At 37.1% G+C, this 24128-nt stretch carries 13 protein-coding genes, 15 tRNA genes, 3 rRNA genes and 1 other annotated feature; of the genes, 1 reads left to right on the top strand and 30 read right to left on the bottom strand.

The features are described 5' to 3' along the window. Window position 1 precedes the first annotated feature (1 nt). Complete coding sequence (uvrB, locus tag K7H06_RS03030; RefSeq protein WP_223038494.1) at window positions 2–1978, bottom strand: excinuclease ABC subunit UvrB; 1977 nt, start codon at window positions 1976–1978, stop codon at window positions 2–4. Window positions 1979–2180: 202 nt separating this feature from the next. On the opposite strand from uvrB, the gene K7H06_RS03025 reads away from it, so the two are divergent. Next, a complete protein-coding gene (locus K7H06_RS03025; RefSeq protein WP_223038493.1) occupies window positions 2181–3404 on the top strand; it encodes a sensor domain-containing diguanylate cyclase in 1224 nt (407 codons plus the stop codon). 2 nt (window positions 3405–3406) lie between these two features. Here the strand turns inward: K7H06_RS03025 and K7H06_RS03020 are convergent, their stop codons facing one another. From K7H06_RS03020 to K7H06_RS02885, 29 genes are all read right to left on the bottom strand, one after another. Beyond that, a complete protein-coding gene (locus K7H06_RS03020; protein WP_223038492.1) occupies window positions 3407–4642 on the bottom strand; it encodes a PDZ domain-containing protein in 1236 nt (411 codons plus the stop codon). Window positions 4643–4784: 142 nt separating this feature from the next. Continuing rightward, window positions 4785–6017: a S41 family peptidase gene (locus tag K7H06_RS03015; RefSeq protein ID WP_223038491.1), complete on the bottom strand. Its 1233-nt coding sequence runs from the start codon at window positions 6015–6017 to the stop codon at window positions 4785–4787. A 171-nt stretch (window positions 6018–6188) separates the two neighbouring features. Continuing rightward, a complete protein-coding gene (locus tag K7H06_RS03010) occupies window positions 6189–7019 on the bottom strand; it encodes an aminotransferase class IV (protein WP_223038490.1) in 831 nt (276 codons plus the stop codon). A 61-nt stretch (window positions 7020–7080) separates the two neighbouring features. Beyond that, window positions 7081–8004 carry a DMT family transporter gene (locus tag K7H06_RS03005; RefSeq protein WP_223038489.1) on the bottom strand — a complete coding sequence of 308 codons (924 nt, stop codon included), beginning with the start codon at window positions 8002–8004 and terminating at the stop codon, window positions 7081–7083. Window positions 8005–8152: 148 nt separating this feature from the next. Next, window positions 8153–8228, bottom strand: a tRNA-Phe gene (locus K7H06_RS03000). A gap of 26 nt (window positions 8229–8254) precedes the next feature. Continuing rightward, window positions 8255–8331 (bottom strand) — tRNA-Ile (locus K7H06_RS02995). A gap of 28 nt (window positions 8332–8359) precedes the next feature. Beyond that, a tRNA-Ile gene (locus tag K7H06_RS02990) sits at window positions 8360–8436 on the bottom strand. An 18-nt stretch (window positions 8437–8454) separates the two neighbouring features. Continuing rightward, window positions 8455–8531 (bottom strand) — tRNA-Pro (locus tag K7H06_RS02985). Window positions 8532–8548: 17 nt separating this feature from the next. Then, window positions 8549–8624: transfer RNA gene (locus tag K7H06_RS02980), tRNA-Trp, on the bottom strand. A gap of 18 nt (window positions 8625–8642) precedes the next feature. Next, window positions 8643–8718: transfer RNA gene (locus tag K7H06_RS02975), tRNA-Lys, on the bottom strand. A 3-nt stretch (window positions 8719–8721) separates the two neighbouring features. Next, window positions 8722–8797 (bottom strand) — tRNA-Gln (locus K7H06_RS02970). An 8-nt stretch (window positions 8798–8805) separates the two neighbouring features. Continuing rightward, window positions 8806–8882, bottom strand: a tRNA-Arg gene (locus K7H06_RS02965). Between the two features lie 2 nt (window positions 8883–8884). Continuing rightward, window positions 8885–8958: transfer RNA gene (locus K7H06_RS02960), tRNA-Gly, on the bottom strand. Between the two features lie 130 nt (window positions 8959–9088). Then, window positions 9089–9163, bottom strand: a tRNA-Thr gene (locus K7H06_RS02955). A gap of 119 nt (window positions 9164–9282) precedes the next feature. After that, window positions 9283–9359: transfer RNA gene (locus tag K7H06_RS02950), tRNA-Asp, on the bottom strand. Window positions 9360–9364: 5 nt separating this feature from the next. Continuing rightward, window positions 9365–9440 (bottom strand) — tRNA-Val (locus tag K7H06_RS02945). Window positions 9441–9445: 5 nt separating this feature from the next. Continuing rightward, window positions 9446–9520: transfer RNA gene (locus K7H06_RS02940), tRNA-Glu, on the bottom strand. Window positions 9521–9538: 18 nt separating this feature from the next. Next, window positions 9539–9615: transfer RNA gene (locus K7H06_RS02935), tRNA-Met, on the bottom strand. 8 nt (window positions 9616–9623) lie between these two features. After that, window positions 9624–9740: ribosomal RNA gene (rrf, locus tag K7H06_RS02930) — 5S ribosomal RNA — on the bottom strand. A gap of 308 nt (window positions 9741–10048) precedes the next feature. Next, window positions 10049–12975, bottom strand: a 23S ribosomal RNA gene (locus tag K7H06_RS02925). Window positions 12976–13087: 112 nt separating this feature from the next. After that, window positions 13088–13163, bottom strand: a tRNA-Ala gene (locus K7H06_RS02920). A 97-nt stretch (window positions 13164–13260) separates the two neighbouring features. Beyond that, window positions 13261–14786: ribosomal RNA gene (locus tag K7H06_RS02915) — 16S ribosomal RNA — on the bottom strand. The 16S, 23S and 5S rRNA genes sit together here with 15 tRNA genes alongside, the layout of an rRNA operon. A gap of 379 nt (window positions 14787–15165) precedes the next feature. Then, window positions 15166–15330 carry a zinc-ribbon domain-containing protein gene (locus K7H06_RS02910; protein ID WP_223038488.1) on the bottom strand — a complete coding sequence of 55 codons (165 nt, stop codon included), beginning with the start codon at window positions 15328–15330 and terminating at the stop codon, window positions 15166–15168. Between the two features lie 44 nt (window positions 15331–15374). After that, on the bottom strand, window positions 15375–15854 hold the full coding sequence (locus K7H06_RS02905) for a flavodoxin family protein (protein ID WP_223038487.1): 480 nt from the start codon (window positions 15852–15854) through the stop codon (window positions 15375–15377). 219 nt (window positions 15855–16073) lie between these two features. Next, window positions 16074–16580 (bottom strand): DUF5698 domain-containing protein, encoded by a 507-nt coding sequence (locus tag K7H06_RS02900; RefSeq protein ID WP_223038486.1) that lies wholly within the window; start codon window positions 16578–16580, stop codon window positions 16074–16076. A 160-nt stretch (window positions 16581–16740) separates the two neighbouring features. Next, a complete protein-coding gene (locus K7H06_RS21295) occupies window positions 16741–16872 on the bottom strand; it encodes a hypothetical protein (RefSeq protein WP_281426030.1) in 132 nt (43 codons plus the stop codon). 53 nt (window positions 16873–16925) lie between these two features. Further along, window positions 16926–17151: a binding site (T-box leader), on the bottom strand. Window positions 17152–17194: 43 nt separating this feature from the next. Further along, window positions 17195–19744, bottom strand: a complete 2550-nt coding sequence (locus tag K7H06_RS02895) for an EAL domain-containing protein (RefSeq protein WP_246637616.1) — start codon at window positions 19742–19744, stop codon at window positions 17195–17197. A gap of 221 nt (window positions 19745–19965) precedes the next feature. Continuing rightward, window positions 19966–22110: a DNA gyrase subunit A gene (locus K7H06_RS02890; protein ID WP_223038485.1), complete on the bottom strand. Its 2145-nt coding sequence runs from the start codon at window positions 22108–22110 to the stop codon at window positions 19966–19968. Window positions 22111–22124: 14 nt separating this feature from the next. Continuing rightward, window positions 22125–24113, bottom strand: a complete 1989-nt coding sequence (locus tag K7H06_RS02885; RefSeq protein WP_223038484.1) for a toprim domain-containing protein — start codon at window positions 24111–24113, stop codon at window positions 22125–22127. Between the last annotated feature and the right edge of the window lie 15 nt (window positions 24114–24128).

Genomic DNA, 24128 nt, shown 5'->3' with positions numbered 1-24128 from the left:
TTTACATCTTTTCCTTAAGCTCCATGATTTTATCTCTTAGCTCTGCTGCTCGCTCAAACTGCAAGTTTTCAGCAGCTTCCATCATTTCACTTTCAAGTTTTTTCACTAAATCTTTTAGTTCATCTATTTTCATATCCCCTAAATCCTTGTCTATTCCATATTTTACATCTTCTTCGGCTACTTTTGTAGCTTCTATCACATCTCTTACTTTTTTTACAATTCCTTTAGGGGTAATACCATGTTCCTTATTATAATTTTCCTGAATACTTCTTCTTCTATTTGTTTCATCAATAGCTCTTTTCATAGAATCTGTGATCTTATCCCCATACATAACTACTTTTCCCTCTAAATTTCTTGCAGCCCTACCAATAGTTTGAATAAGGCTAGTTTCTGAACGAAGGAATCCTTCCTTATCTGCATCAAGGATTGCAACCAATGAAACTTCTGGTAAATCTAGTCCTTCTCTTAATAGGTTAATCCCCACTAATACATGAAATTTGCCAAGTCTTAAATCCCTTACAATCTCTATTCTCTCTAAGGTATCAATATCCGAATGAAGATATCTTACCTTGATGCCCACATCCTTAAAATAAGAAGTCAGATCTTCTGCCATTCTTTTCGTAAGGGTTGTAACGAGTACCCTTTGATTCTTACTGGTTACTTCATTGATTTCTCCAATCAAATCATCAATTTGTCCCTTTGTAGGTCTTACATCTATTTTAGGATCTAATAATCCAGTGGGTCTTATAATTTGTTCTACTGTATTTTGTGTATACTCCTTTTCATAAGGTCCTGGAGTTGCACTCACATAAACGATTTTGTCTATAAGGCCCTCAAACTCTTCAAAATTAAGAGGTCTATTATCATAGGCTGAAGGAAGACGGAATCCATATTCAATCAAATTTCCTTTCCTAGATCGATCCCCTCCATACATCCCCCGAATCTGAGGAATTGTAACATGGGATTCATCTACCATGATCAAAAAATCATCTGGAAAATAATCTATCAAAGTAAAGGGTCTACTTCCCGCTTTTCTTTGTGAAATATGCCTTGAATAATTTTCTATTCCCTGACAAAATCCTACTTCTCTTAGCATTTCTATATCATACATAGTTCTTTGCTGAATCCTTTGAGCTTCGATTAATTTTTCGTTTTCCTTAAAATATTTTACGCGGTTCTTTAATTCATCTTCTATATCAACAATAGCTTCTTCTAGCTTTTCTTTTGTTGTTACATAATGGGAAGCTGGAAAAATAGATATATGGTGGCGAAGTCCTACAATCTCTCCTGTTAAAGTATTCACTTCTGTAATCCGATCAATTTCATCTCCAAACAATTCTACCCTTATGGCATTTTCAGAAGATCCTGCTGGGAAAATTTCCACCACATCTCCTCTCACCCGAAAGGTTCCTCGAATGAAATTAATATCATTTCTAGCATATTGAATCTCTACTAGTTTTTTTAATATTTCCTCTCTACTTTTTATCATTCCAGGTCGTAATGAAAGAACCTGATTTTCATAATCAATAGGGTCCCCTAAACCATATATACAAGATACACTGGCTACAATAATTACATCCCGTCTCTCAAATAAAGCAGCTGTAGCCGAGTGTCTTAATTTATCAATCTCATCATTTATTTGTGCATCCTTTTCGATATACGTATCTGTATGGGCAACATAGGCCTCTGGTTGATAATAGTCATAATAACTCACAAAATATTCTACAGCATTATTAGGAAAAAATTCTTTGAATTCACTACAAAGCTGTGCTGCCAATGTTTTGTTATGAGCAATCACCAAGGTAGGCTTTTGTGTTTTCTCAATGACATTAGCCATGGTAAAAGTCTTCCCAGAACCTGTAACCCCTAAAAGATTCTGATGCTTTATTCCCTTATTAATCCCTTGGCTTAATTTTTCAATAGCTTGTGGTTGATCGCCGGTAGGCCTGTATTCTGAAAGGATTTCAAACTTTTGCATCTCACATCACCCCTATCAAACATTTGTTCGTCTTTAAAAATTATATCCTTATGTTTTTATAAAGTCAATGGACTAGAGAATGTTTACCTTTTTTACAGAAATTAGTTGAAAGAAAATATGAATAGTATATAATTAAATAATAACAACAACAATAATAATAACAACAACAATAACAATAATGATAAAATGTAGGTGAACTATTGTGATCAAAAAGGTAAAACAAAAGAGTTTTTTCGCCTGTATACTCTCTATATTTATACCTTTCATCCTATATAGTTTTTTCAATCTTAGTGGTATGGATTTAGGTTTATTATACCCTACATTGATTGCTATCTTCATAGGTGTATTACTTTTTTATAAGTTTAATTTAATAAACCATGGATTAGAGACTATTCTTCGTGAGAATAAAGAAATTCAAAAATATAATGAAATAAAAGACGTCATGCTTCAAATCAGTAATTCTATCGTGCATATAAAAAATATGGACGAGTTATTTCAGCTTTTTGTAAATAGTGCTATTCAAATTCTTGATAAAGGAGATACAGCAAGCATCCTCGTAAAAAACGATAATGATTTATTTGAATTCAAAGCAACCGTTGGATTCGATCTATCCAAGCTTTCTAATATAAAACTTTCAATGGATGAAACCTTTTTAAATAAAAGCAACTATAAAAAATCTGTCATTGTTAAAAATCCTGCACTATTTGACTTTGCATGTATAGAAAAATCCTATTATGATTCATCCCAAAATGCAAATGCTTTAAATATAACCTCTACAATTAGTACCCCCATCATCATAGATGGAGAATTATATGGAATTATCAACATTGATAGTCTAAACAATCAAGATCCTTTTAACCAAGAAGATATGGTAGTAATGGAATACTTAACAGGACAACTTGCTGTTGCCATCAAAAATGTACTTCTTTTTGAAAAAACCTTATTTTTATCTCGCTATGACGGTTTAACAAAGGTATATCATAGACATTACTTTGATGAATTGTTTGACAATCTATACGAACGAGCAACTAGATATGATGAACCCTTTTGCTTATGCATTATGGATTTAAATAATCTAAAAAAAATCAATGATTTATATAGTCATTTAGCAGGAGACTTAGCCATTAAGCATTTTGCTGACATATTAAGAAAAAATATAAGAACCTCAGATATTTTAGGACGATTTGGTGGCGATGAGTTCGTACTTCTTTTTATCAATGCTACCTACGAGCAAGTAAAAAACAAAATAGAATCCATTTCTGCTATTATCAGTAAAAACCCATTAGTCTATGATGAATATAATTTTCAAGTTCAATTCAGCTATGGCATTGCATCCTTCCCTCATGATACAGAGGATAAAAAAGAACTATTAAAAATAGCAGATACAAGACTTTATAAAAATAAACCAACAAAAAAAACCATGTGACCTTACATGGTTTTTTTTCTAAGTTTATTGATCATCTTCTTTAAAATACAACTAGATGTCTGCATATCAAAAACAAACTGAGTATCTTTTGGTACAACCACACATTCCAAACTCCTAATTCCTCTTTGATAATCTTTATACTCAAGGGTATGAATCTCTCCCTTTCTACCAACCACCTCCATCCAAATATATGGAGGATATTCTGTCAAAATCTCTTTTAAATCTTCTTGATCATTCACCCACTGACTATTCAATTTAACAATTACATCTCCTGGATTTAATCCCATCTTATCTCCTACACCCTCTTCATTTATATATAGTATAGTCACCCCTCTACTATGTCTTCTAAAGATGGGCTTCTTTCTTTTTTCTTCTTTTTGTCCATAAATAATCAAATACTCATGACCTATTGGTGAAAAAAGTGCAGCAAGCCATTTGAAAATATATATTTTAGTAGAAACCATTGCTAAAATTAATAGAATCACACTATAAAGAAACAATCTTTTAGCGGAACCTTTGCACTTATCCTTCGGTGTACTTGATAAAGCTATATCCCCATATCCAAGAGCAGCTACTACTGCAGCCATCTGAAGAGATATATTCTCTAAATTCATATTTGCCTTAAAAAGAGGCCACCAATCGGGCAAATTGATTTCTTTAGCTCCTTCTAAAATCCCTGATGCAAAAATGAGTACCACAAAGGGAATGGGCCAAAACCTCTGTAGTGTAAAGCCTCCTATTACACCATACTTTTTATCCTCTAAAAATATAGGAACAGCTCCCCTATATCCATCTACATAAATGAGTATACTTTCAATGAGATGCAAAATGGCTACAATAGCCATGATACTTGATACATTCAGTTTTGGAAATCCTATCAATAAACTAAATAAAGCTAATAACCCTCCTGAATAAGAAAAACATATGTACCTTATATTAATGAGCATAAGAAATATGGCTAAGGGTAATATATAATAAAAATCCTTTATATTTACAGTTATTCCAACAGCCATCATCACCATAGTCCCTATTATTCCACCTATAAGACCTGCCTTCATAGAATAAACGATCATACCCTTTGGAGATAGATTATTTTTACCAATGATCTTTATACTCATTTTATTGATTCTTTTATATTGAAGGTAAACTAAAAAAACAACCAACCAGAAAAATGGATTTATAAATACAGTGACAATTGTTATAAGGGCCATCTGTAGTAATTCTAAAAATGCTATCAAAATTCATCCCTCCTTAATGGAGTTACAGAAATCTTTGATTTCTTTTTAACTCCTTACTCAGCATACGCTGAGTTTCCTTCATTGGTATATACGAAAAATATTGATGCCTCCTAGACATCAATATTTTTCTAATGCTTATGATTTACTGTCTTTCTATTTTCTTTTTCAAAACTTCAATTCCCTTTTGAAGCTGTACATCTTCCTCATCAGTTATATCAATTTTCTCCTTCAATTCCTTTGGTAGATCAATCACAATATCTGGCTCAATTCCTTTTCCATGAATATACGTACCATTTGGTGTAAAATATTGAGCTGTAGTTAACTTAAAGCCACTTCCATCATTAAGAGGTCTTACTTGCTGTACCAATCCTTTTCCAAAGGTAGTTGTTCCAATGAGTGTTCCAGATTTTGTATCCTTTACGGCTCCGGATAAAATCTCTGATGCACTGGCACTTCCTCCATTCACAAGAAGTACAAAAGGATAATCCACCTTGTTTTTATCAGATCTTTTATATTCACGATTTCCTGCTCTATCTTGAGTATAGACAATATCCTGCTTTCCTAAAAGTCTATCTGCAATTTCTGCACATTCATCTAATAAACCTCCAGGATTATTTCTTAAATCAATCACAAGTCCTTTTATATTTTTCTTCTCAAGAGCGTCTAACTGCTCTAAAAAATCCTCTGGTGTTTTCTTATCAAACATAGTAATTCTTATATATCCTATATCATTTTGTAGCATTCTTGATTTTACCGTTTGCAATCGAATTTCTTTTCTTGTAATATCAACAGTAAATGATTCTTTTCTTCCTGGTCGAGCAATGGTTAAAGATACCTTAGTCCCATGCTTTCCTCTAATCATATTTACGGCTTCATCCATCTTCTCAGCTGTTGATGCCGTTACATCCTTATCATTTACCTTTAAAATCTTATCTCCTGTTTTAAGCCCGGCTTTTTCTCCTGGCGTATCCTCTATAGGTGATACAACTGTAAGAAACCCATTTTTCCCAGCTGTCATAATCACACCAATACCATCATAACTTCCTTCTGTATGCTCCATAAGACTTGTAAATTCTTTTTTATTCATATAAACAGAATAAGGATCATCTAACGATTCAAATAAACCTTTTAGAATACCATCTTCAAATTTATTTTCATCTACTGATGTGTAGTAATCTTCTTTTATAATCTCTTTTAAGTATAGCATTTTGCTAAACTCTTTATTCAGTTCCTTAAAATATTCATAGTTTTGTTTAGAAATAAGTACTTTATCTCCAATAGTTAATCCAACAACATTGGTTATTGTAAAGGTCAAAATTCCTGTTATCAATACAAGTATCAGCGCTCCCATAGCAGCTCTTTTTTTACTGATCATAAAGTCACTTCCTCAAATTAAATTTTATAAAACATCCTATTAGGTTTTGTGCTACATAGATATTTTATTCTTAAAGAAAATCGAATATAACAACTACTTGATAAAAAAGTTTATTCCTCATTATACCATCTATTTGATTCTTTGCAACTTTCACAAAAAACAAATGCCAGATCAAGATCTGGCCTCAATATAGCTTTTCATCTCCTGTATATATCCTTTTGAAATTTTCATAATAAGCTTGTTATCAGCAGCATCCAAATAGGTCTGATCAATACTACGAATGGGCAATACATTGACAGAAGTTCCACTCATAAAAGCCCCATCTAGTGAATCTATATCTTTTATAGAAATAGCTTTCTCTCTTACAGGAATATTTAAATCTTTACAAACCTTCATAATACGCTTTCTTGTTACCCCTAACAATACATCCGCAGCAGGAGCTGTAAGCACCTCTTCTCCCTTTACGAAAAACATATTAGACCGACTTCCTTCTGTAATGGTTCCTTCCTTGTTCACTAATAATGCCTCAAACGCATTTTCTTCCTTAATCCTTTGATTTACATGCTCTCTAAAAGAAGTATTGATTACCTTTGCATTAGGATTTTCCCTCTCAGAATCATAAAGAATCGTATGTATCCCTTTTTCATAAATATCTTTTGTTGGATAATGGCTTTTAATAAAATAAACAAAAAAATCCTGTTTTTCTCCTTTACGACTACTACAAAGAAGCTTCACATTCATATTTTTGCATTTGTTTATTTGAATTAACCTCAATATTTCATCTGTAATGATTTCATCTGGTTTTTGAATACTCACTCCTAAAAGCTGAGCAGACTTTCTCATTCTTTCTAAATGCTCTTCTAAAAATAAAGGCACCCCATCAATTACCCTGATGACTTCATAAATAATAGGAGAACCAATTTCAAAAAAAACTTCCTTTTTTTCAGTTGCGTATTCTTCCCCATTATAAATATAATAATCTAAAAAGGCCTCACCTTTCATCCCAATCACCTCTTCATTAGATATTTTCTATCTTTATTATACGTCAATCTATTTTTATCGTCTACCTACTTACTTTTTCCCCTTTTGCTTGGCTCATATTATTTAGTGATACGCCTCCAATAATACTGATTCCTCCTAAAATCGTAAATATACTCATTTCCTCATGAAAGAAAAAGAAAGAAACAATGGCTGCCACCAATGGATTAATATAATTAAAAACAGAAGTTCTTGCAGGTCCTATTTCCTTTATAGCATTGTACCAAGCATAATACCCCAAAACTGTACAAGTAAATGCTAAATAAAGGGCAGAACAAACCGTTGCCACATGTATTTTAGAAAAACTATATAAAAGAGATACTGGAGCTAAAAAATTCGGTATAAAACTAACAGGAATTAGTAATATACAAGCAGCCATATTAATATACGCCACAGCAATAAATGGGTCGTACTTATTTAAGATCTTCTTTGCCCCCAATGAAAATGCAGCAAGCATCACTGCATTAATAATCATCAACACATCTCCAAATAATGTTTCCCCAAAGGAAAAGTTAGAAAAATTCCCCTTTGTAATAATCATACATATTCCTATGAAACATAATAATATCCCTATTGTTCTTTTAAGATTCAAATCTTCATTTAAGAAAAATTTTGCATATATGGCAATAACAATAGGTGCGATCCCTATGAGCAAAGAAGCATTTACCGTAGTCGTAAATTTCAATGCTGTATATTGTACTGCAAAATAACCAGCAATCCCCATAAATCCTAAATAGGTTATATACGGAATATCCTTTTTTTCTATCTTTCTCTTTTCATGATCTATACGTAATAGAATCACACCAAAAATAACCGATGCAAAAAAAGTCCGTAAAAATAAAAACTGTACAGGTGCCAAATCTCCCATGCCTATTTTTACAGCTGCAAAGGACGTACCCCAAAAAATCACTGTTAAAGTCAATAATATGTATAATCGCTTTTTATCCATAGCTGCCATTGTCCCCCTCAGTTCTACATATCTTTATTATAATTTTTTTATAAAGTAAATTTATATCCATAAAAACTCTATACACACTTAATATAATAAAAGATAAAAAAATAAATAGCAAGCAGTTTCTGCTTGCTATTTCAATAAGTGGTGCCCAGAGGCGGAATCGAACCACCGACACGGGGATTTTCAGTCCCCTGCTCTACCGACTGAGCTATCTGGGCAAATAATAAACTATTAAATTACATGATGGTGGGCCTTCAGGGATTCGAACCCCGGACCTGCCGGTTATGAGCCGGACGCTCTAACCAACTGAGCTAAAGGCCCTCATATAAGAATACATATTAACTTGGAATGGTGGGCTTGGGAGGACTCGAACCTCCGACCTCACGCTTATCAGGCGTGCGCTCTAACCACCTGAGCTACAAGCCCCAATGGAATTTAAATAAATGGTCGAGGTGGCAGGATTTGAACCCGCGGCCCTCTGGTCCCAAACCAGATGCGCTACCAAACTGCGCTACACCTCGATATGTATATGAAACATTGGCAGGGGCAGAAGGACTTGAACCCTCGGCACGTGGTTTTGGAGACCACTGCTCTACCAACTGAGCTATACCCCTCCGAATGTGGATTAAAACTGGTGACCCATCCGCGGCTCGAACGCGGGACACCTTGATTAAAAGTCAAGTGCTCTACCAACTGAGCTAATGGGTCATATGGCTGGGGTAGCAGGACTCGAACCTACGCATGCCAGAATCAAAATCTGGTGCCTTACCGGCTTGGCGATACCCCAAAGTTTTATGGCGGGTCCACAGGGATTCGAACCCCGGACACACGGCTTAGAAGGCCGTTGCTCTATCCAACTGAGCTATGAACCCATTGGAGCGGATGATGGGAATCGAACCCACGCTATCAGCTTGGAAGGCTGAAGTTCTACCATTGAACTACATCCGCATGCTTAGAATACTTTATGACCATTTCTTTACTTTTCTTGCTTATGAAGCTCATTACTAAGTGATTCACACCAAATCAAAGATCTGGGTTCTCTACTTATACCATTGAACTACATCCGCATGTTTGAAAATGGAGCTGGCGAAGGGAATCGAACCCCCAACCTGCTGATTACAAGTCAGCTGCTCTACCGTTGAGCCACACCAGCATGCTGCAATTACCAAAATTTTATATTTTGTGTAATTGTAGTACTAAGAAACCTTGTGTTTCTTAGTTACCTTAATTTAATGCTATACTTTCAAGTTTTCTTTTTGTTTTAAAGAAAATTGGCGACCCGGAAGGGGTTCGAACCCTCGACCTCCAGCGTGACAGGCTGGCATTCTAACCAACTGAACTACCGGGCCAATTTTGGTGGGCGTAACAGGGTTCGAACCTATGACCCCCTGCTTGTAAGGCAGGTGCTCTCCCAGCTGAGCTATACGCCCAAAATTGGTGACCCATCCGGGAATCGAACCCGGGTTACCGCCGTGAAAGGGCGGTGTCTTGACCGCTTGACCAATGGGCCTTGCTTATTATGAAATTTTGGTAGCGGCGAGTGGACTCGAACCACCGACCTTCCGGGTATGAACCGGACGCTCTAGCCAGCTAAGCTACGCCGCCCCATCTCAAACTAGCGACGACCTACTCTCCCAGGCAGTTACCCGCCAAGTACCATCAGCGCTGAAGGGCTTAACTTCTGTGTTCGGTATGGGAACAGGTGTGACCCCTTCGCTATAGTCACTAGATGTGCATGAATAACAGAAATTTTCAATTTCGTTGTTATTCAGTACTCAGAAATGTGAAATTTCTGAGCTTTCTTTAAAAACTACCTAAATTTTACATTTGGTGTGAGTGGAGTACTCATAAACACTACGTTTTTGAGTTTCCTTTTTTAAGGGACAAGATATATTATATCTCGTTTTTCGTAGTTTGTCAACACTTTTCTACTTTTTTTTCAAATTGTGTTGAGTGACGACAAAATTCATTCTAGCAAATTTGTAGAATCTTGTCAACTACTAATTTGTACCCTCAAAACCAAACAATGCATATTTTATTGGTCAAGTCCTCGACCTATTAGTATCGGTCAGCTTAAGACATTACTGCCCTTACACCTCCGACCTATCAACCAGATAGTCTTTCTGGGGTCTTACTAGCTTAACGCTATGGGAAATCTTATCTTAAGGGGGGCTTCGCGCTTAGATGCCTTCAGCGCTTATCCCGTCCATACATAGCTACTCAGCTGTGCCACTGGCGTGACAACTGATGCACCAGAGGTATGTCCATCCCGGTCCTCTCGTACTAAGGACAGCTCCTCTCAAATTTCCTGCGCCCACAGCGGATAGGGACCGAACTGTCTCACGACGTTCTGAACCCAGCTCGCGTGCCTCTTTAATGGGCGAACAGCCCAACCCTTGGGACCTACTACAGCCCCAGGATGAGACGAGCCGACATCGAGGTGCCAAACCTCCCCGTCGATGTGGACTCTTGGGGGAGATAAGCCTGTTATCCCCGGGGTAGCTTTTATCCGTTGAGCGATGGCCCTTCCACTCGGAACCACCGGATCACTAAGCCCGACTTTCGTCCTTGCTCGACCTGTATGTCTCGCAATCAAGCTCCCTTCTGCCTTTGCACTCTTCGCGCGATTTCCGACCGCGCTGAGGGAACCTTTGGGCGCCTCCGTTACTCTTTAGGAGGCGACCGCCCCAGTCAAACTGCCCACCTGACAGTGTCCCAAAGCTGGATTCACAGCTTATGGTTAGAACTTCAGTATTACAAGAGTGGTATCCCAAGGATGACTCCACACACACTGGCGTGCATGCTTCGACGTCTCCCACCTATCCTGTACATGTAATACCAAAATCCAGTGTCAGGCTACAGTAAAGCTCCACGGGGTCTTTCCGTCCTGCTGCGGGTAACCGGCATCTTCACCGGTACTACAATTTCACCGAGTCTATTGTCGAGACAGTATCCAAATCGTTACGCCTTTCGTGCGGGTCGGAACTTACCCGACAAGGAATTTCGCTACCTTAGGACCGTTATAGTTACGGCCGCCGTTTACTGGGGCTTAAGTTCGGTGCTTCGATTGCTCTAACACGTCCCCTTAACCTTCCAGCACCGGGCAGGCGTCAGCTCCTATACATCGTCTTTCGACTTAGCAGAAACCTGTGTTTTTGCTAAACAGTCGCTTGGATCTATTCTCTGCGGCCACCTCGGGCTATAAACCCTAACGTGGCACCCCTTCTCCCGAAGTTACGGGGTCATTTTGCCGAGTTCCTTAACAATAGTTCTCTCGCTCGCCTTAGGATTCTCTCCTCACCTACCTGTGTCGGTTTACGGTACGGGCACCTAGATCTAACTAGAGGCTTTTCTTGACAGCGTGGAATCAGTAAGTTCGCTACTTATATTTCGCTCCCCATAACGCCTCAGAATTGTTAAGACGGATTTGCCTATCCTAACTTCCTAAACGCTTAGACGCACACAACCAACGGTGCGCTTAACCTATCCTTCTGTGTCACCCCATCGCTCAAACGATTTTCGGTGGTACAGGAATTTCAACCTGTTGTCCATCGCCTACGACTTTCGTCCTCGGCTTAGGTCCCGACTAACCCTGAGTGGACGAACCTTCCTCAGGAAACCTTAGGTTTTCGGCGGGCAGGATTCTCACCTGCCTCTCGCTACTCATGCCAACATTCTCTCTTGTATATAGTCCACTGCTCCTTACGGTACAGCTTCAACCCATATACAATGCTCCCCTACCCATACCAAACGGTATGCCGTAGCTTCGGTGACAGGTTTGAGCCCCGGTAATTTTCGGCGCGGGATCACTCGACTAGTGAGCTATTACGCACTCTTTGAATGAATGGCTGCTTCTAAGCCAACATCCTAGTTGTCTATGCAATCCCACATCCTTTTCCACTTAACCTGTACTTAGGGACCTTAGCTGACGATCTGGGCTGTTTCCCTTTCGACCATGAATCTTATCACCCATAGTCTGACTCCTAAAGTTATGATTACGGCATTCGGAGTTTGATAGTCTTCGGTAACCGGTGAGGGCCCCTAGGACATTCAGTGCTCTACCTCCGTATCACTACCTTTAAGGCTAGCCCTAAAGCTATTTCGGGGAGAACCAGCTATCTCCGAGTTCGATTGGAATTTCTCCGCTATCCACAAGTCATCCCAGCCTTTTTCAACAGACATGGGTTCGGTCCTCCACGAAATTTTACTTCCGCTTCAACCTGCTCATGGATAGGTCACCCGGTTTCGGGTCTACGGCATACAACTAAAATCGCCCTATTAAGACTCGCTTTCGCTGCGGCTCCGTTACAAAATAACTTAACCTTGCTGCATACCGTAACTCGTTGGCCCGTTCTACAAAAAGTACGTGGTCGTTCATAAAAAGAACTTCCACTGCTTGTAAACATAGGGTTTCAGGTTCTATTTCACTCCCCTCCCGGGGTTCTTTTCACCTTTCCCTCACGGTACTATACGCTATCGGTCACTAGGAAGTATTTAGCCTTGGGGGGTGGTCCCCCCAGCTTCCCACAAGGTTTCACGTGTCTCGTGGTACTCTGGAGTACACTCAAGCTAGACTAAGTTTTGCCTACAGGACTATTACCTTCTTCGGTAACTCTTTCCAGAGTTCTTCGGCTACAAATTCTTTGCTCTTAATGAGTATATCCGCAACCCCTAAAGAAAATTCTTTAGGTTTGGGCTCTTCCCCTTTCGCTCGCCGCTACTCAGGGAATCGAGTTTTCTTTCTCTTCCTCAGGGTACTTAGATGTTTCAGTTCCCCTGGTATGTCTCCTATCTACCTATTTATTCAGTAGATGGTACTTAGGTATTACCCTAAGTGGGTTCCCCCATTCGGAAATCCCCGGATTAAAGCTTGCTTGCAGCTACCCGAGGCTTATCGCAGCTTACCACGTCCTTCATCGACTCCTAGTGCCAAGGCATCCGCCCTATGCTCTTTATAACTTGACCGTTTTTGATCATTTTGATATCTCTCAGATTAATTGTAGTATTAATCTTTTTATATATGCATTGTTTAGTTTTCAAAGTACAAAGTTAAATCCTCTCTTTCGAAAGGTTTTAATGGTGGAGACGAGGGGGATCGAACCCCTGACCCCCTGCGTGCAAGGCAGGTGCTCTCCCAGCTGAGCTACGTCCCCATGCATGAACAGTCAGAAATAAAGTTTTCCGAGTTTCATTTTGAAGGTTTGATCCTTCAAAACTAGACAGTGTAAGAAACAAACCTATTCTCCTTAGAAAGGAGGTGATCCAGCCGCACCTTCCGATACGGCTACCTTGTTACGACTTCACCCTAGTTATTGAATTCACCTTCGGCAGCTTCCTCCAAAAGGTTAGATAGCTGACTTCGGGTGCCCCCAACTTCCATGGTGTGACGGGCGGTGTGTACAAGACCCGGGAACGCATTCACCGCGACATTCTGATTCACGATTACTAGCAACTCCAGCTTCATGTGGGCGAGTTGCAGCCCACAATCCGAACTGAGACTGGCTTTTAAGATTGGCTCCAGATTACTCTTTCGCTTCCCGTTGTACCAGCCATTGTAGCACGTGTGTAGCCCAAAACATAAGGGGCATGATGATTTGACGTCATCCCCACCTTCCTCCGAGTTATCCCCGGCAGTCTCTCTAGAGTGCCCATCCGAAATGCTGGCAACTAAAGACAAGGGTTGCGCTCGTTGCGGGACTTAACCCAACATCTCACGACACGAGCTGACGACAACCATGCACCACCTGTCACTTTGTCCCCGAAGGGATTTCCCCGATTAAGGGTAATGCAAAGGATGTCAAGTTTTGGTAAGGTTCTTCGCGTTGCTTCGAATTAAACCACATGCTCCGCTGCTTGTGCGGGTCCCCGTCAATTCCTTTGAGTTTCAGTCTTGCGACCGTACTCCCCAGGCGGAGTGCTTAATGCGTTAGCTGCGGCACCGAGGTTCGACCCCCGACACCTAGCACTCATCGTTTACGGCGTGGACTACCAGGGTATCTAATCCTGTTCGCTCCCCACGCTTTCGTGCCTCAGCGTCAGTTACAGTCCAGAGAGTCGCCTTCGCCACTGGTGTTCCTCCTAATATCTACGCATTTCACCGCTACACTAGGAATTCCACTCTCCTCTCCTGCACTCAAGCCAATAAGTTTCCAAGGCTTACTACGGTTAAGCCGTAGCCTTTCACCCCAGACTTTATTGGCCGCCTACGCACCCTTTACGCCCAGTGATTCCGGATAACGCTTGCCCCCTACGTATTACCGCGGCTGCTGGCACGTAGTTAGCCGGGGCTTCCTCCTAAGGTACCGTCATTATTCTTCCCTTAGGACAGAGCTTTACGACCCGAAGGCCTTCATCGCTCACGCGGCGTTGCTGCATCAGGCTTTCGCCCATTGTGCAATATTCCCCACTGCTGCCTCCCGTAGGAGTCTGGACCGTGTCTCAGTTCCAGTGTGGCCGATCACCCTCTCAGGTCGGCTACTGATCGTCGCCTTGGTAAGCCATTACCTTACCAACTAGCTAATCAGACGCGGGTCCATCCTATACCACCTGAGTTTTGACTCATGTATGATGCCATACTAGAGTTTTATCAGGTATTAATCCCGGTTTCCCGAGGCTATCCCTGTGTATAGGGCAGGTTACCCACGCGTTACTCACCCGTCCGCCGCTTTCCACTTATTAAATCACCCGAAGGATCAATAATAAGCTTCACGCTCGACTTGCATGTGTTAGGCACGCCGCCAGCGTTCATCCTGAGCCAGGATCAAACTCTCAAGTATAAAAGTTTTGAATTGAACGTTTTGGACTTTGCAGTCCTATTATCTGGCTTAATTTCTTACACTGTATAGTTTTCAAAGATCAAATCTTTTTTAATTAATCGCCGTTTAGCGACTTAACTATCTTATCATTTCTTGTCGAATCTGTCAACAACTTTTTAAAAATCTTTCTTCGAAGTTGTTTGTAGAAGCGACGACAAGAAATATCTTACCACATTTCTCATCTTACGTCAACTAGAATTTTTTTCTAGTTTTAGTCCCTCTCACAAGGGACGAAAAATAATATACCATAATTAAAAATGAAAGTCAATATGTTTTCCCCAAAAAAAAATTAAGGCTACGGAATCTTATTCAATAGCCCTCTTACCTATATATCTATAGATTAGTCATTAGATCTTTGTTGTCTTTGTTGTCTTCTTACTCTTCTACATTCAACACATCTTTTAGGTTCGCTCTCAAATCCTTTTTCTTTGAAGAATTCTTGCTCCCCTTCAGTAAATACAAACTCTTTTCCACAATCTTGACATACTAATGTTTTATCTGCCATATCTTCACCTCCTAATTCTTTAGATTTTAACAATCTCGTACAACTTATAAATTCATGCTTATAGCTTTTGTCCACTCCCGTATTTGTTTCTTATTTTCATCCCTTTTCACAGGCTCTTTGAATTCAATTTTATCTACAATCTCATTTCCTTCTAAATATTTAGCAAAATGATTAAACGTATTTCCACAACTTGCTCTATAACAACAAAACAATGCTACTTTTTTATCTTTTAAGTTTATATTAGAAAAGAAGGTATTATAGCTTGGTGCAAAGCTTGCTGCCCATACAGGTGTCCCAAAATATATAAAATCATATTCATTAGGATCTTTATCAAATGCCATTAATTCTGGCCTTTTCTTCATTACTACCTGCCCGCCTCCCTTTACATACCTCATAAACCCTTTTGATGAAATATCTTTTTTGGGTTTGAGTTCTAAAAGATCTGCGCCCGTTGACTCAGCAATTGTCTCTGCAATAAACTTCGTATTCCCTTCTAATGAATAATAAACAACCAAACACTTCATACGTCCTACCCCCATTCTTATCATATAACCTTTATACCTTTATTATAACCTAATTTCATAATTTATCCATTTTTTCCCTAAAATCTTCTTCAAACCATATCTCTATCACCTATTGATACTCATCTTATATAGTCAATCCCAACCACTATCCCCTTATTATATATACAAAATAAAGGACGATTCACCCTCACATAACAATGAATCGACCCTTAAATCATTTTATTTCAATTTTAAACTAGTCCTAGCTTTATACTTTCTTGGTTCAAATGAAATGACAAAAGCATTTGGTTCATAAAACTTTATTAACTCAATTAATTCCTCTTCCTTATGTCTAGTGGTTAAGATATCAAATTTATAACGCTTGCCATCTACACCCATTCCTTCAAATATGGTCACATGAAAATCCATTTCTCTTAAATGGTTAATGAGCTTCTCATTTTTGTTTCTCATATTTACTGTAATGGCAATATTCCCAATCCCTATTTTTTGTTCTACAAAACCACCTACACAAATACCTATTCCAAATCCAACAGCATAGGCAATCATACTATAAATATTTCTTTCTCCTTTTAAAACCAATGTCAACCCAGAAATATAGATTCCCGCTTCTAAAAAACCACAAACTGCAGAAACCTTACACTTATTTCTAACCATAAAAGTTGTTCTTAAGGTTAATATGGTTACATAAAACAATTGTAATATCAATACTATAATCGCTTTTTCCATTACTCTCCACCTTTTAAAGATCTATATTATAAATTTAGACTCTATTATAATATGCATCTTTTATAGGATGAATTATACAAAATAAAAGAACCTATTGCCTTTTACACAATAGATTCTTTTACGTTTTCAGCATAATGTATATTTCTTCCATGATTCCTCCCTAAAAAGCATATTCATCTGAAAATCTTCCACAGCCAAAATAATTTACATTAACTTCATTTTCTTTTGCCATTTCTTTTTGCTCTGTATTTTCAACTTGATGCTCTTCCATTTGAACCTTCATTTTTTCCATTTTTATCCTCCTTTCTACTTTTTTGTAAATAAAAAACGCCCTTGAAGATATACTTCAAGGACGAGGATTTACTCGCGGTACCACCTTGCTTGCACTTTATGTGCCGCTCATTTCGGTTCTAACAAACCTAAGACCCATTAACGAGGTCAATCGTTGCAAACTACTTATTTCATTTGCACAGCTCCAGAGTGATCTCCACTTTCTAGTACTATCGGTTTCCACCCTCCCGACTCTCTGAAAATACCATCATGAAAGCTTTGTCTCTTTCGACGCTTTAAATATTTTGAATTTTTTAAATTATAGCAAATTTCGTCGAGCTTTGTCAATACTTTTTCAAAAAATTATTTTCATATATTTTTTCAGCTTCCAAAGCTTCTACAGGTTTACTAAATAAATACCCTTGTATGTAGTTGCACTTAGCCACTCTTAAGCGTTTATATTGCTCCATATCCTCAATACCTTCTGCTACTATTTCTAAATTTAAGCTATGGGCAAGAGAAATAATATTATCCATCACTGCAATATTTTCTATTTCTAAGAACTTATCACACAAAGATTTATCTAATTTTATTTTATCTACTGGTAAAAACGTTAAATAGCTAAGAGATGAATAGCCTGTCCCAAAATCATCTAGGGCAATTTTTATCCCTAAATTCCTTAATTGATTTAAAAATACAATCGTCTCTTCTTTTTTTTCTAAAAATATGCTTTCTGTAATCTCTATTTCTAAACTTTTAGCATCTACATTCATTTCCTTTAATGTATTTTCTAAAAAATGAATATAATCCGTATCATTTAATTGTTTTGCTGAAAAGTTAATAGCAATAGGTTTTACCTCTAACCCTTTTTCTTTCCATGTTGCAATTTGATGGATGGCTTCTCTAGTGACCCATCTTCCCATTTGAATGATCATACCATTTTCCTCGGCTACCTGTATAAACAAATTAGGTGAGATAAAATGATCTTTAAGCCTTAATAATGCTTCAAAGCTCACAATTTTTCCAGTATACGTCCCAATTTGTGGCTGATATACTAATTTGAATCCATCTGTCTTTATAGCTTCTCTTAAAATCCTTTCAATCTGAATCTGTTCTTTTAATTTTTTTGTCATTTCTTTATGAAAAAACATATAATTGTTTTTTCCTAAATCTTTTACATGATACATAGCCATATCTGCATTCATAATCAATTGGTTCACCCGGTTGCTATCAAAAGGATATCGTGTAATCCCCACACTTGCACTTATATAGATTTCGTCCCCTTCAATGAACCATTTATTTTTAAATATATGGATAATTTTCTTTGCATAATTTTCTATTGCCAAAACATCTTCTTCATCTTCTATTAAAATAAGAAATTCATCTCCACCAAATCTTGATAGAAATATTTTTTCATCCTTTATATGCATCAGCCCTTGTGCCACTTTTTTGAGTACTTCATCCCCATATGCATGTCCTAAGGTATCATTGATCTCTTTAAAATTATCTAAATCTATTAACATAACTGCCCCTGATTGATTTTTATTTGTTACTTTTTCAATCTTTTCTAAAAAACTTCTTCGATTGGGTAGATTCGTTAGGGGATCATTATAAGCAAGATGTTCATATTTTTGCTTTAAATTTTCTACTTTTTCTGCATAGCCCTGTATTTCATCATATTGGGCTCTTAGTTCTTCCTCTGATGCTGCTAACTGATGATAAGCTGCTATAACTTCTTCGTTAGATGCCTCTAGTTCTTCTTGATTTTCCTTTAATTGTTCCAAATAACTATGGGTTTTATCTAATAAATTATTCATGGAAATGGTTAATCCAAAAAAAGTATCCTTCTTTACTAAAGGTAGTCTATAGTCTATAGCATTCTCTAAATCTATTTGATTGATCTTTTTATCTAACTGCTTTACAGGCTTGATTACATTTTCCTTTTGTACCCATAAAAATAATAAAAACATTATAAGTGCAATAATAGATGATGTTGTAAAAATCGTATAAATAGAAGTATAAACACTTTTCATAGAAAGTCCTATAACAAATACCCCTGTAATTTTCCTTCCCTTAAAAACAGGAGCTGAAATTTCTAGTACCTTGGCATTCCTCTTATCATAATACCACTCTATCATACTTGTTTTCCCTTTGAGAGCTTCTCGTACCTCTTTTTCGTCTCCATGATCATAAATAACACCAATATCTTCTATATCCCCATCTGCAATTGTCTTCAAATTGTCATCTAAAAGAGTTGCATAAACTACATTCTCTTCCATCACCAATCTTTCAACCAAAGTTTGATAGCTAAACTGTTCTGTCAACTCTTGTATATGCTCTGCTAAAATCCCTACCTGAACAACATATCCATTTTTATCCTTTATCGCCCCATATTTAATAGGAATCCTAAACTTTGCATCCGGTCTGATATCCTCCATTAACTCTTGATCGTTACTATGTATAAAATCATACAAGGGATGTCCCTTAGGAGGAACCCAATCTCTATAGGCTTCAATGGTTGAATATAATCCTTCTCCCTTTTCATTCATCCAGTGCAATTCATCCACATGCAAATCTTTCATTGACTGTACTAAATAATCATTATCTAAATCTTCTTTGTGGGCTATAATCATCTCTCCAGCTGTTCTAATCTTATCTTCTAACATTTCATCAACTACATCTAAAGCTACTGCTTTTCCTTCTATCTGCCCTATTGCTTGTTTTACAAGATTGAGCCCATCTTGCTTGACTTGTTCTAATAATACATTTTTACTTATATAAAAACTTGAAATACTCACCGTAAAAGTGGCCAACAAAGCAATCCATAAGGGTAAATATATCAATTTGTATGTATTGACTACATTTTGTTTTATATATTTTTTTGATTTTTTCATCCACTTCCCCCCTTTGCCTCATCGTTCTTAAATCAATAATCCATTTTTTTACATATAATCCTATACTCTTCCATTTTATCATTTTTTTCGAGTTTTTTCAAACTTTTTTGACAAATCTTACAGTTCTCATCTTTCCTCCAAATGTGATCAAAAATCATCTTATCTTCATATAAAAAGAAGTAGCATCACTATATACAATCAAGTGATGCTGCTTAAGTCATTTATTTCTTCTTTCTTAAACGAGTCCCTTTATTTGGAATATGCTTTCTATGCCCTTCTAATCTTTTATCATTTACTTCCTCTGCTATTTTAATATCTGATAATTGATCTCCTTTATTTAAGATAAGTACCTCTACCCCTTTAGATTTTCGATTGCTCTTTACGTCTATTTCCTGGGTATGAAAAACAAGAACCTTTTCTTTACTACTTTTTGCTACCAACTCTAAATCTTCCTTTATATGCATCAAATGGATCAACTCCTCAGAATCTGCATAAGCATTGACCAATTGACTTCTATTGGTCTTTGTCTTATAGCTCTCAAGAGGAATCTTTGCACACTTTCCATTTCTAAAAAAGAACAACATATATCCCTCATAATCCTTCGTAGCTGCCATATAAATAATGGATTCCTCTTCTTCACACCCTAAAATATTCTTCAAATAATCCCCTAAATTGCTACTTTTACAATCAGATAGCTCATAAGTTTTTTTCTTATATACCTTCTGTTTATTGCTAAAGAATAAAATTTCAGATTTATTGGTTGTATCCAACTCTTGTACAACTACGTCTTCATCTTTTAGCTTTTGTTCACTATTCCCCCTAAGGCTCGCTATAGAAATCTTCTTTAGATAGCCATCTTTCGTGCGAAATAGCTTCAACTCATAATCCTCAATCAAATCCTCATAAGAAATCTTTTCTATATGCTGCTGCTCTACTATCTTTGTAGCTCTTTCTTTTCCATATTTTTTTGAAACCGCTAATAACTCTTTTTTAATGACCCTTTTGATCTTTTTTTCACTACCTAGGGTACTCTCTATGGTCTTGATTTCCTTCTCTAATTTTTTAATATCCTTTGTCTTCCCTAAAATATACTCTTGATTGAAATTTCGAAGTTTGATCTCTGCAATAAACTCAGCTTGATTTTTATCTACAGAAAAACCCTCCATCAAATTTGGAATAACATCCTTATCCTTTTTCGTACTTCGTACAATCTGTATAGCACGATCTAAATCTAGTAAAATCTTCTCTAGGCCCTTCAACAAATGGAGCTTATCTGATTTTTGCTTATGTTCAAACAAAAGCCCCTTTTTGATACACACCATTCGAAAGCCAATCCACTCTACTAAAATCTGACGAACCCCTAAGACCTTTGGCTGTCCTTCTACTAATATATTGAAATTACAACTAAAGCTATCTTGTAGCTTCGTATACTTATAAATCTTGCCCATCAGCTGTTCTACCTGGGTTCCACGCTTAAGATCTAAGGTAATCTTAAGACCTTCCTTATCCGTCTCATCCCTCACATCTGTTATCTCTCTAATCTTACCTGCCTTTACAAGATCTGTAATCTGATCAATAATTGTCTCAATATTTGTTGTATAAGGAATCTCTAAAATATCAATACAGCGATTTTTCTCATCATATTCATATTTTCCTCTCAGATAAAAAGTTCCCTTTCCTGTTTCATAGATTTTTTCCATATCCTCTTGCTTATAGACAAGTTCTCCTCCAGTAGGAAAATCAGGTCCTTTTAATATATTTAAAAGATTCACCTCTTCATCTTCCATAAGGGCAATAGTACTCTCACAAATCTCCCCTAAATTAAAACTACAAATATTACTAGCCATGCCTACAGCAATGCCCAAATTGGGATTGACCAAAATATTGGGAAAAGTCGTAGGTAAAAGAGTAGGCTCATCCATAGTATTATCATAGTTTGGCATAAACTCCACTGTCTTTTTGCCTATATCACGAAAAAACTCCTCACAAATCTCATCTAATTTTGCCTCTGTATACCTAGGTGCTGCAAAGGCCATATCCCTCGAATAACTTTTCCCAAAGTTCCCTTTACTATCCACATAAGGATGAAGCAATGATTCATTTCCCCTAGTGAGCCTTACCATAGTCTGATAAATAGCCATATCGCCATGGGGGTTGAGTCTCATAGTTTGTCCTACAATATTTGCACTCTTTGTCTTATTTCCTCTCAAAAGCCCCATCTTATACATGGTATATAAAAGCTTTCTATGGGAAGGCTTTAATCCATCAATCTCCGGTAATGCCCTTGATACAATTACAGACATAGAATAAGGCATATAATTGGTCTTTAATGTATCAATCACATTCATATTTTTTATATTACTCATGTTCTCTTCCTTTCCTAGCTCACATCAGATCTATCTAAATACTGGTATCCATATTCCTCAATAAACTCTTTTCTTCCCTTTAAATTATCCCCTAAGAAAAGTTCAAAAGCCTCTTTTGTTTCCTTAGCATCTGCTGGAGTAACTTGAATGAGTCTTCTTGTATCAGGACACATCGTAGTCTCCCACATCATATCAGGCTCATTTTCCCCAAGCCCCTTTGACCTTTGAATACGAACCTTTCTTCTTAAAGATTTTGTAATCTTTCTCTTTTCTTCCTCTGTATATGCAAAATAATTATTCCCTTTCCCATCACTAATCTCATAAAGAGGCGACTCTGCAATATAAACATATCCCTCTTCAATTATAGTAGGTATAAGTACATAAAGCATGGTAATAATAAGGCAACGAATCTGATATCCATCCACATCTGCATCTGTACAGATAATCAGTTTATTCCAATTCATCTTCTCCATATCAAAATCCGCCAAGTCCTTTAGATGCTTAGATTTGATCTCTATCCCACAACCAATTACTCGAAGTAGATCCATAATAATATCATTTTTAAATATTTTCTCATCATCACTCTTTAAACAATTTAAAATCTTTCCACGAACAGGCATAATGGCTTGAAAATTTGCATCTCGCCCCATCTTCGTACTTCCAAGAGCAGAATCACCCTCTACAATAAACAGCTCCCGAATACTTTTATCCTTACTTCTACAATCTACAAATTTTTTCACTCGATTGCTGATGTTATCAATCTTTTTACTTAGCTTTTTTCTTACATCAATACGAGTCTTCTCTGCCTTTTCACGACTTCTCTTATTCACTAACACCTGTTCTATAATCTTTTCTGCTTCTAATCTATTCTCAATAAAATAAATTTCTAACTTTTCCTTTAAAAATTCATTCATAGCATTTTTAATAAATAAATTGGTAATAGCCTTTTTCGTCTGATTTTCATAAGAAGTCATGGTACTATAAGTATTGGTCACAAGGACTAAACTATCCTCAATATCCTGAAAAGTAACCTTTTTCTCACTCTTATTGTATTTACCAAGCTTCATAATTTCCTTATCTATGGCATAGACAAAAGCATTTTTTACGGCCTTTTCAGGTGCTCCTCCATGCTCTAAGAAAGAAGAATTGTGATAATACTCCAGTAAATTCACTTCATTGTTAAAATTAAAGGCAACCTCAATCTTCACCTTGTACTCAGGTTTATCTTCACGATCCCGTCCATTCGTCTCCAAATCAAAATAAGAAAGACCTGTAAAAGCTTTATCAACACTTACTTCCTCTACATAATCACAAATACCCTTTTCATAACAATATGTAAAAGTCTCATCTAAACTTTCATCATAAAGGGTAAAAGTAATTCCCTTATTGACAATAGCTTGTCTTCTTAAAATCTCTTGAAAAAAAGCTAAAGAAATATTGATATCATTAAAAACCTTAATATCTGGCTTCCAACGTATTTTAGTCCCCGTTTTTCCCTTCTCACAAGGAACTTTTTTATAGCCGCAATCTGCGTCTACTATATTTTCACCTTCTTTAAAAGATAAATCATATCTGTAATCATCACGAAAAACTGTCACATCCATATATTCAGAGGCAAACTGCGTTGCAGCCGTCCCTAATCCATTAAGTCCTATACTAAACTGATAGTTGCTTCCCCCATTATTATCGTACTTTCCGCCCCCATAAAGAATGCAAAAAACGATCTCCCAATTGTACTTCTTTTCCTTTTCATTCCACTCAATAGGAATTCCACGTCCAAAATCAGTCACTTCTATAGATCGATCCTTAAAACGCTTTACCTCTATGAGCTTTCCAAAGCCTTCTACTGCTTCATCTCTACTATTTCCCACAATCTCCATCACTGTATGTTGACACCCGTCGATCCCATCACTTCCAAAAATAACTCCTGGGCGAAGTCTTACCTTATCCTTTTCCTCCAGTGTTGAAAGACTCTCATTACCATACCCATTTTTCTTCGTCATACAAAACCTCCTGAA

Source organism: Crassaminicella profunda (genome assembly GCF_019884785.1).
GTDB lineage: Bacteria > Bacillota > Clostridia > Peptostreptococcales > Thermotaleaceae > Crassaminicella > Crassaminicella profunda.
Note: the sequence above shows the minus strand (reverse complement) of the source record. Positions and strands in the feature narration are given on the sequence as shown.

Bases quoted from the DNA above. Each gene is read 5' to 3' on its own strand.
- uvrB (WP_223038494.1), bottom strand. From the start codon at position 1,978: ATGCAAAAGTTTGAAATCCTTTCAGAATACAGGCCTACCGGCGATCAA.
- K7H06_RS03015 (WP_223038491.1), bottom strand. From the start codon at position 6,017: ATGATCAGTAAAAAAAGAGCTGCTATGGGAGCGCTGATACTTGTATTG.
- K7H06_RS03010 (WP_223038490.1), bottom strand. From the start codon at position 7,019: ATGAAAGGTGAGGCCTTTTTAGATTATTATATTTATAATGGGGAAGAA.
- K7H06_RS03005 (WP_223038489.1), bottom strand. From the start codon at position 8,004: ATGGATAAAAAGCGATTATACATATTATTGACTTTAACAGTGATTTTT.
- K7H06_RS02910 (WP_223038488.1), bottom strand. From the start codon at position 15,330: ATGGCAGATAAAACATTAGTATGTCAAGATTGTGGAAAAGAGTTTGTA.
- K7H06_RS02905 (WP_223038487.1), bottom strand. From the start codon at position 15,854: ATGAAGTGTTTGGTTGTTTATTATTCATTAGAAGGGAATACGAAGTTT.
- K7H06_RS02900 (WP_223038486.1), bottom strand. From the start codon at position 16,580: ATGGAAAAAGCGATTATAGTATTGATATTACAATTGTTTTATGTAACC.
- K7H06_RS21295 (WP_281426030.1), bottom strand. From the start codon at position 16,872: ATGGAAAAAATGAAGGTTCAAATGGAAGAGCATCAAGTTGAAAATACA.
- K7H06_RS02895 (WP_246637616.1), bottom strand. From the start codon at position 19,744: ATGAAAAAATCAAAAAAATATATAAAACAAAATGTAGTCAATACATAC.
- K7H06_RS02890 (WP_223038485.1), bottom strand. From the start codon at position 22,110: ATGAGTAATATAAAAAATATGAATGTGATTGATACATTAAAGACCAAT.
- K7H06_RS02885 (WP_223038484.1), bottom strand. From the start codon at position 24,113: ATGACGAAGAAAAATGGGTATGGTAATGAGAGTCTTTCAACACTGGAG.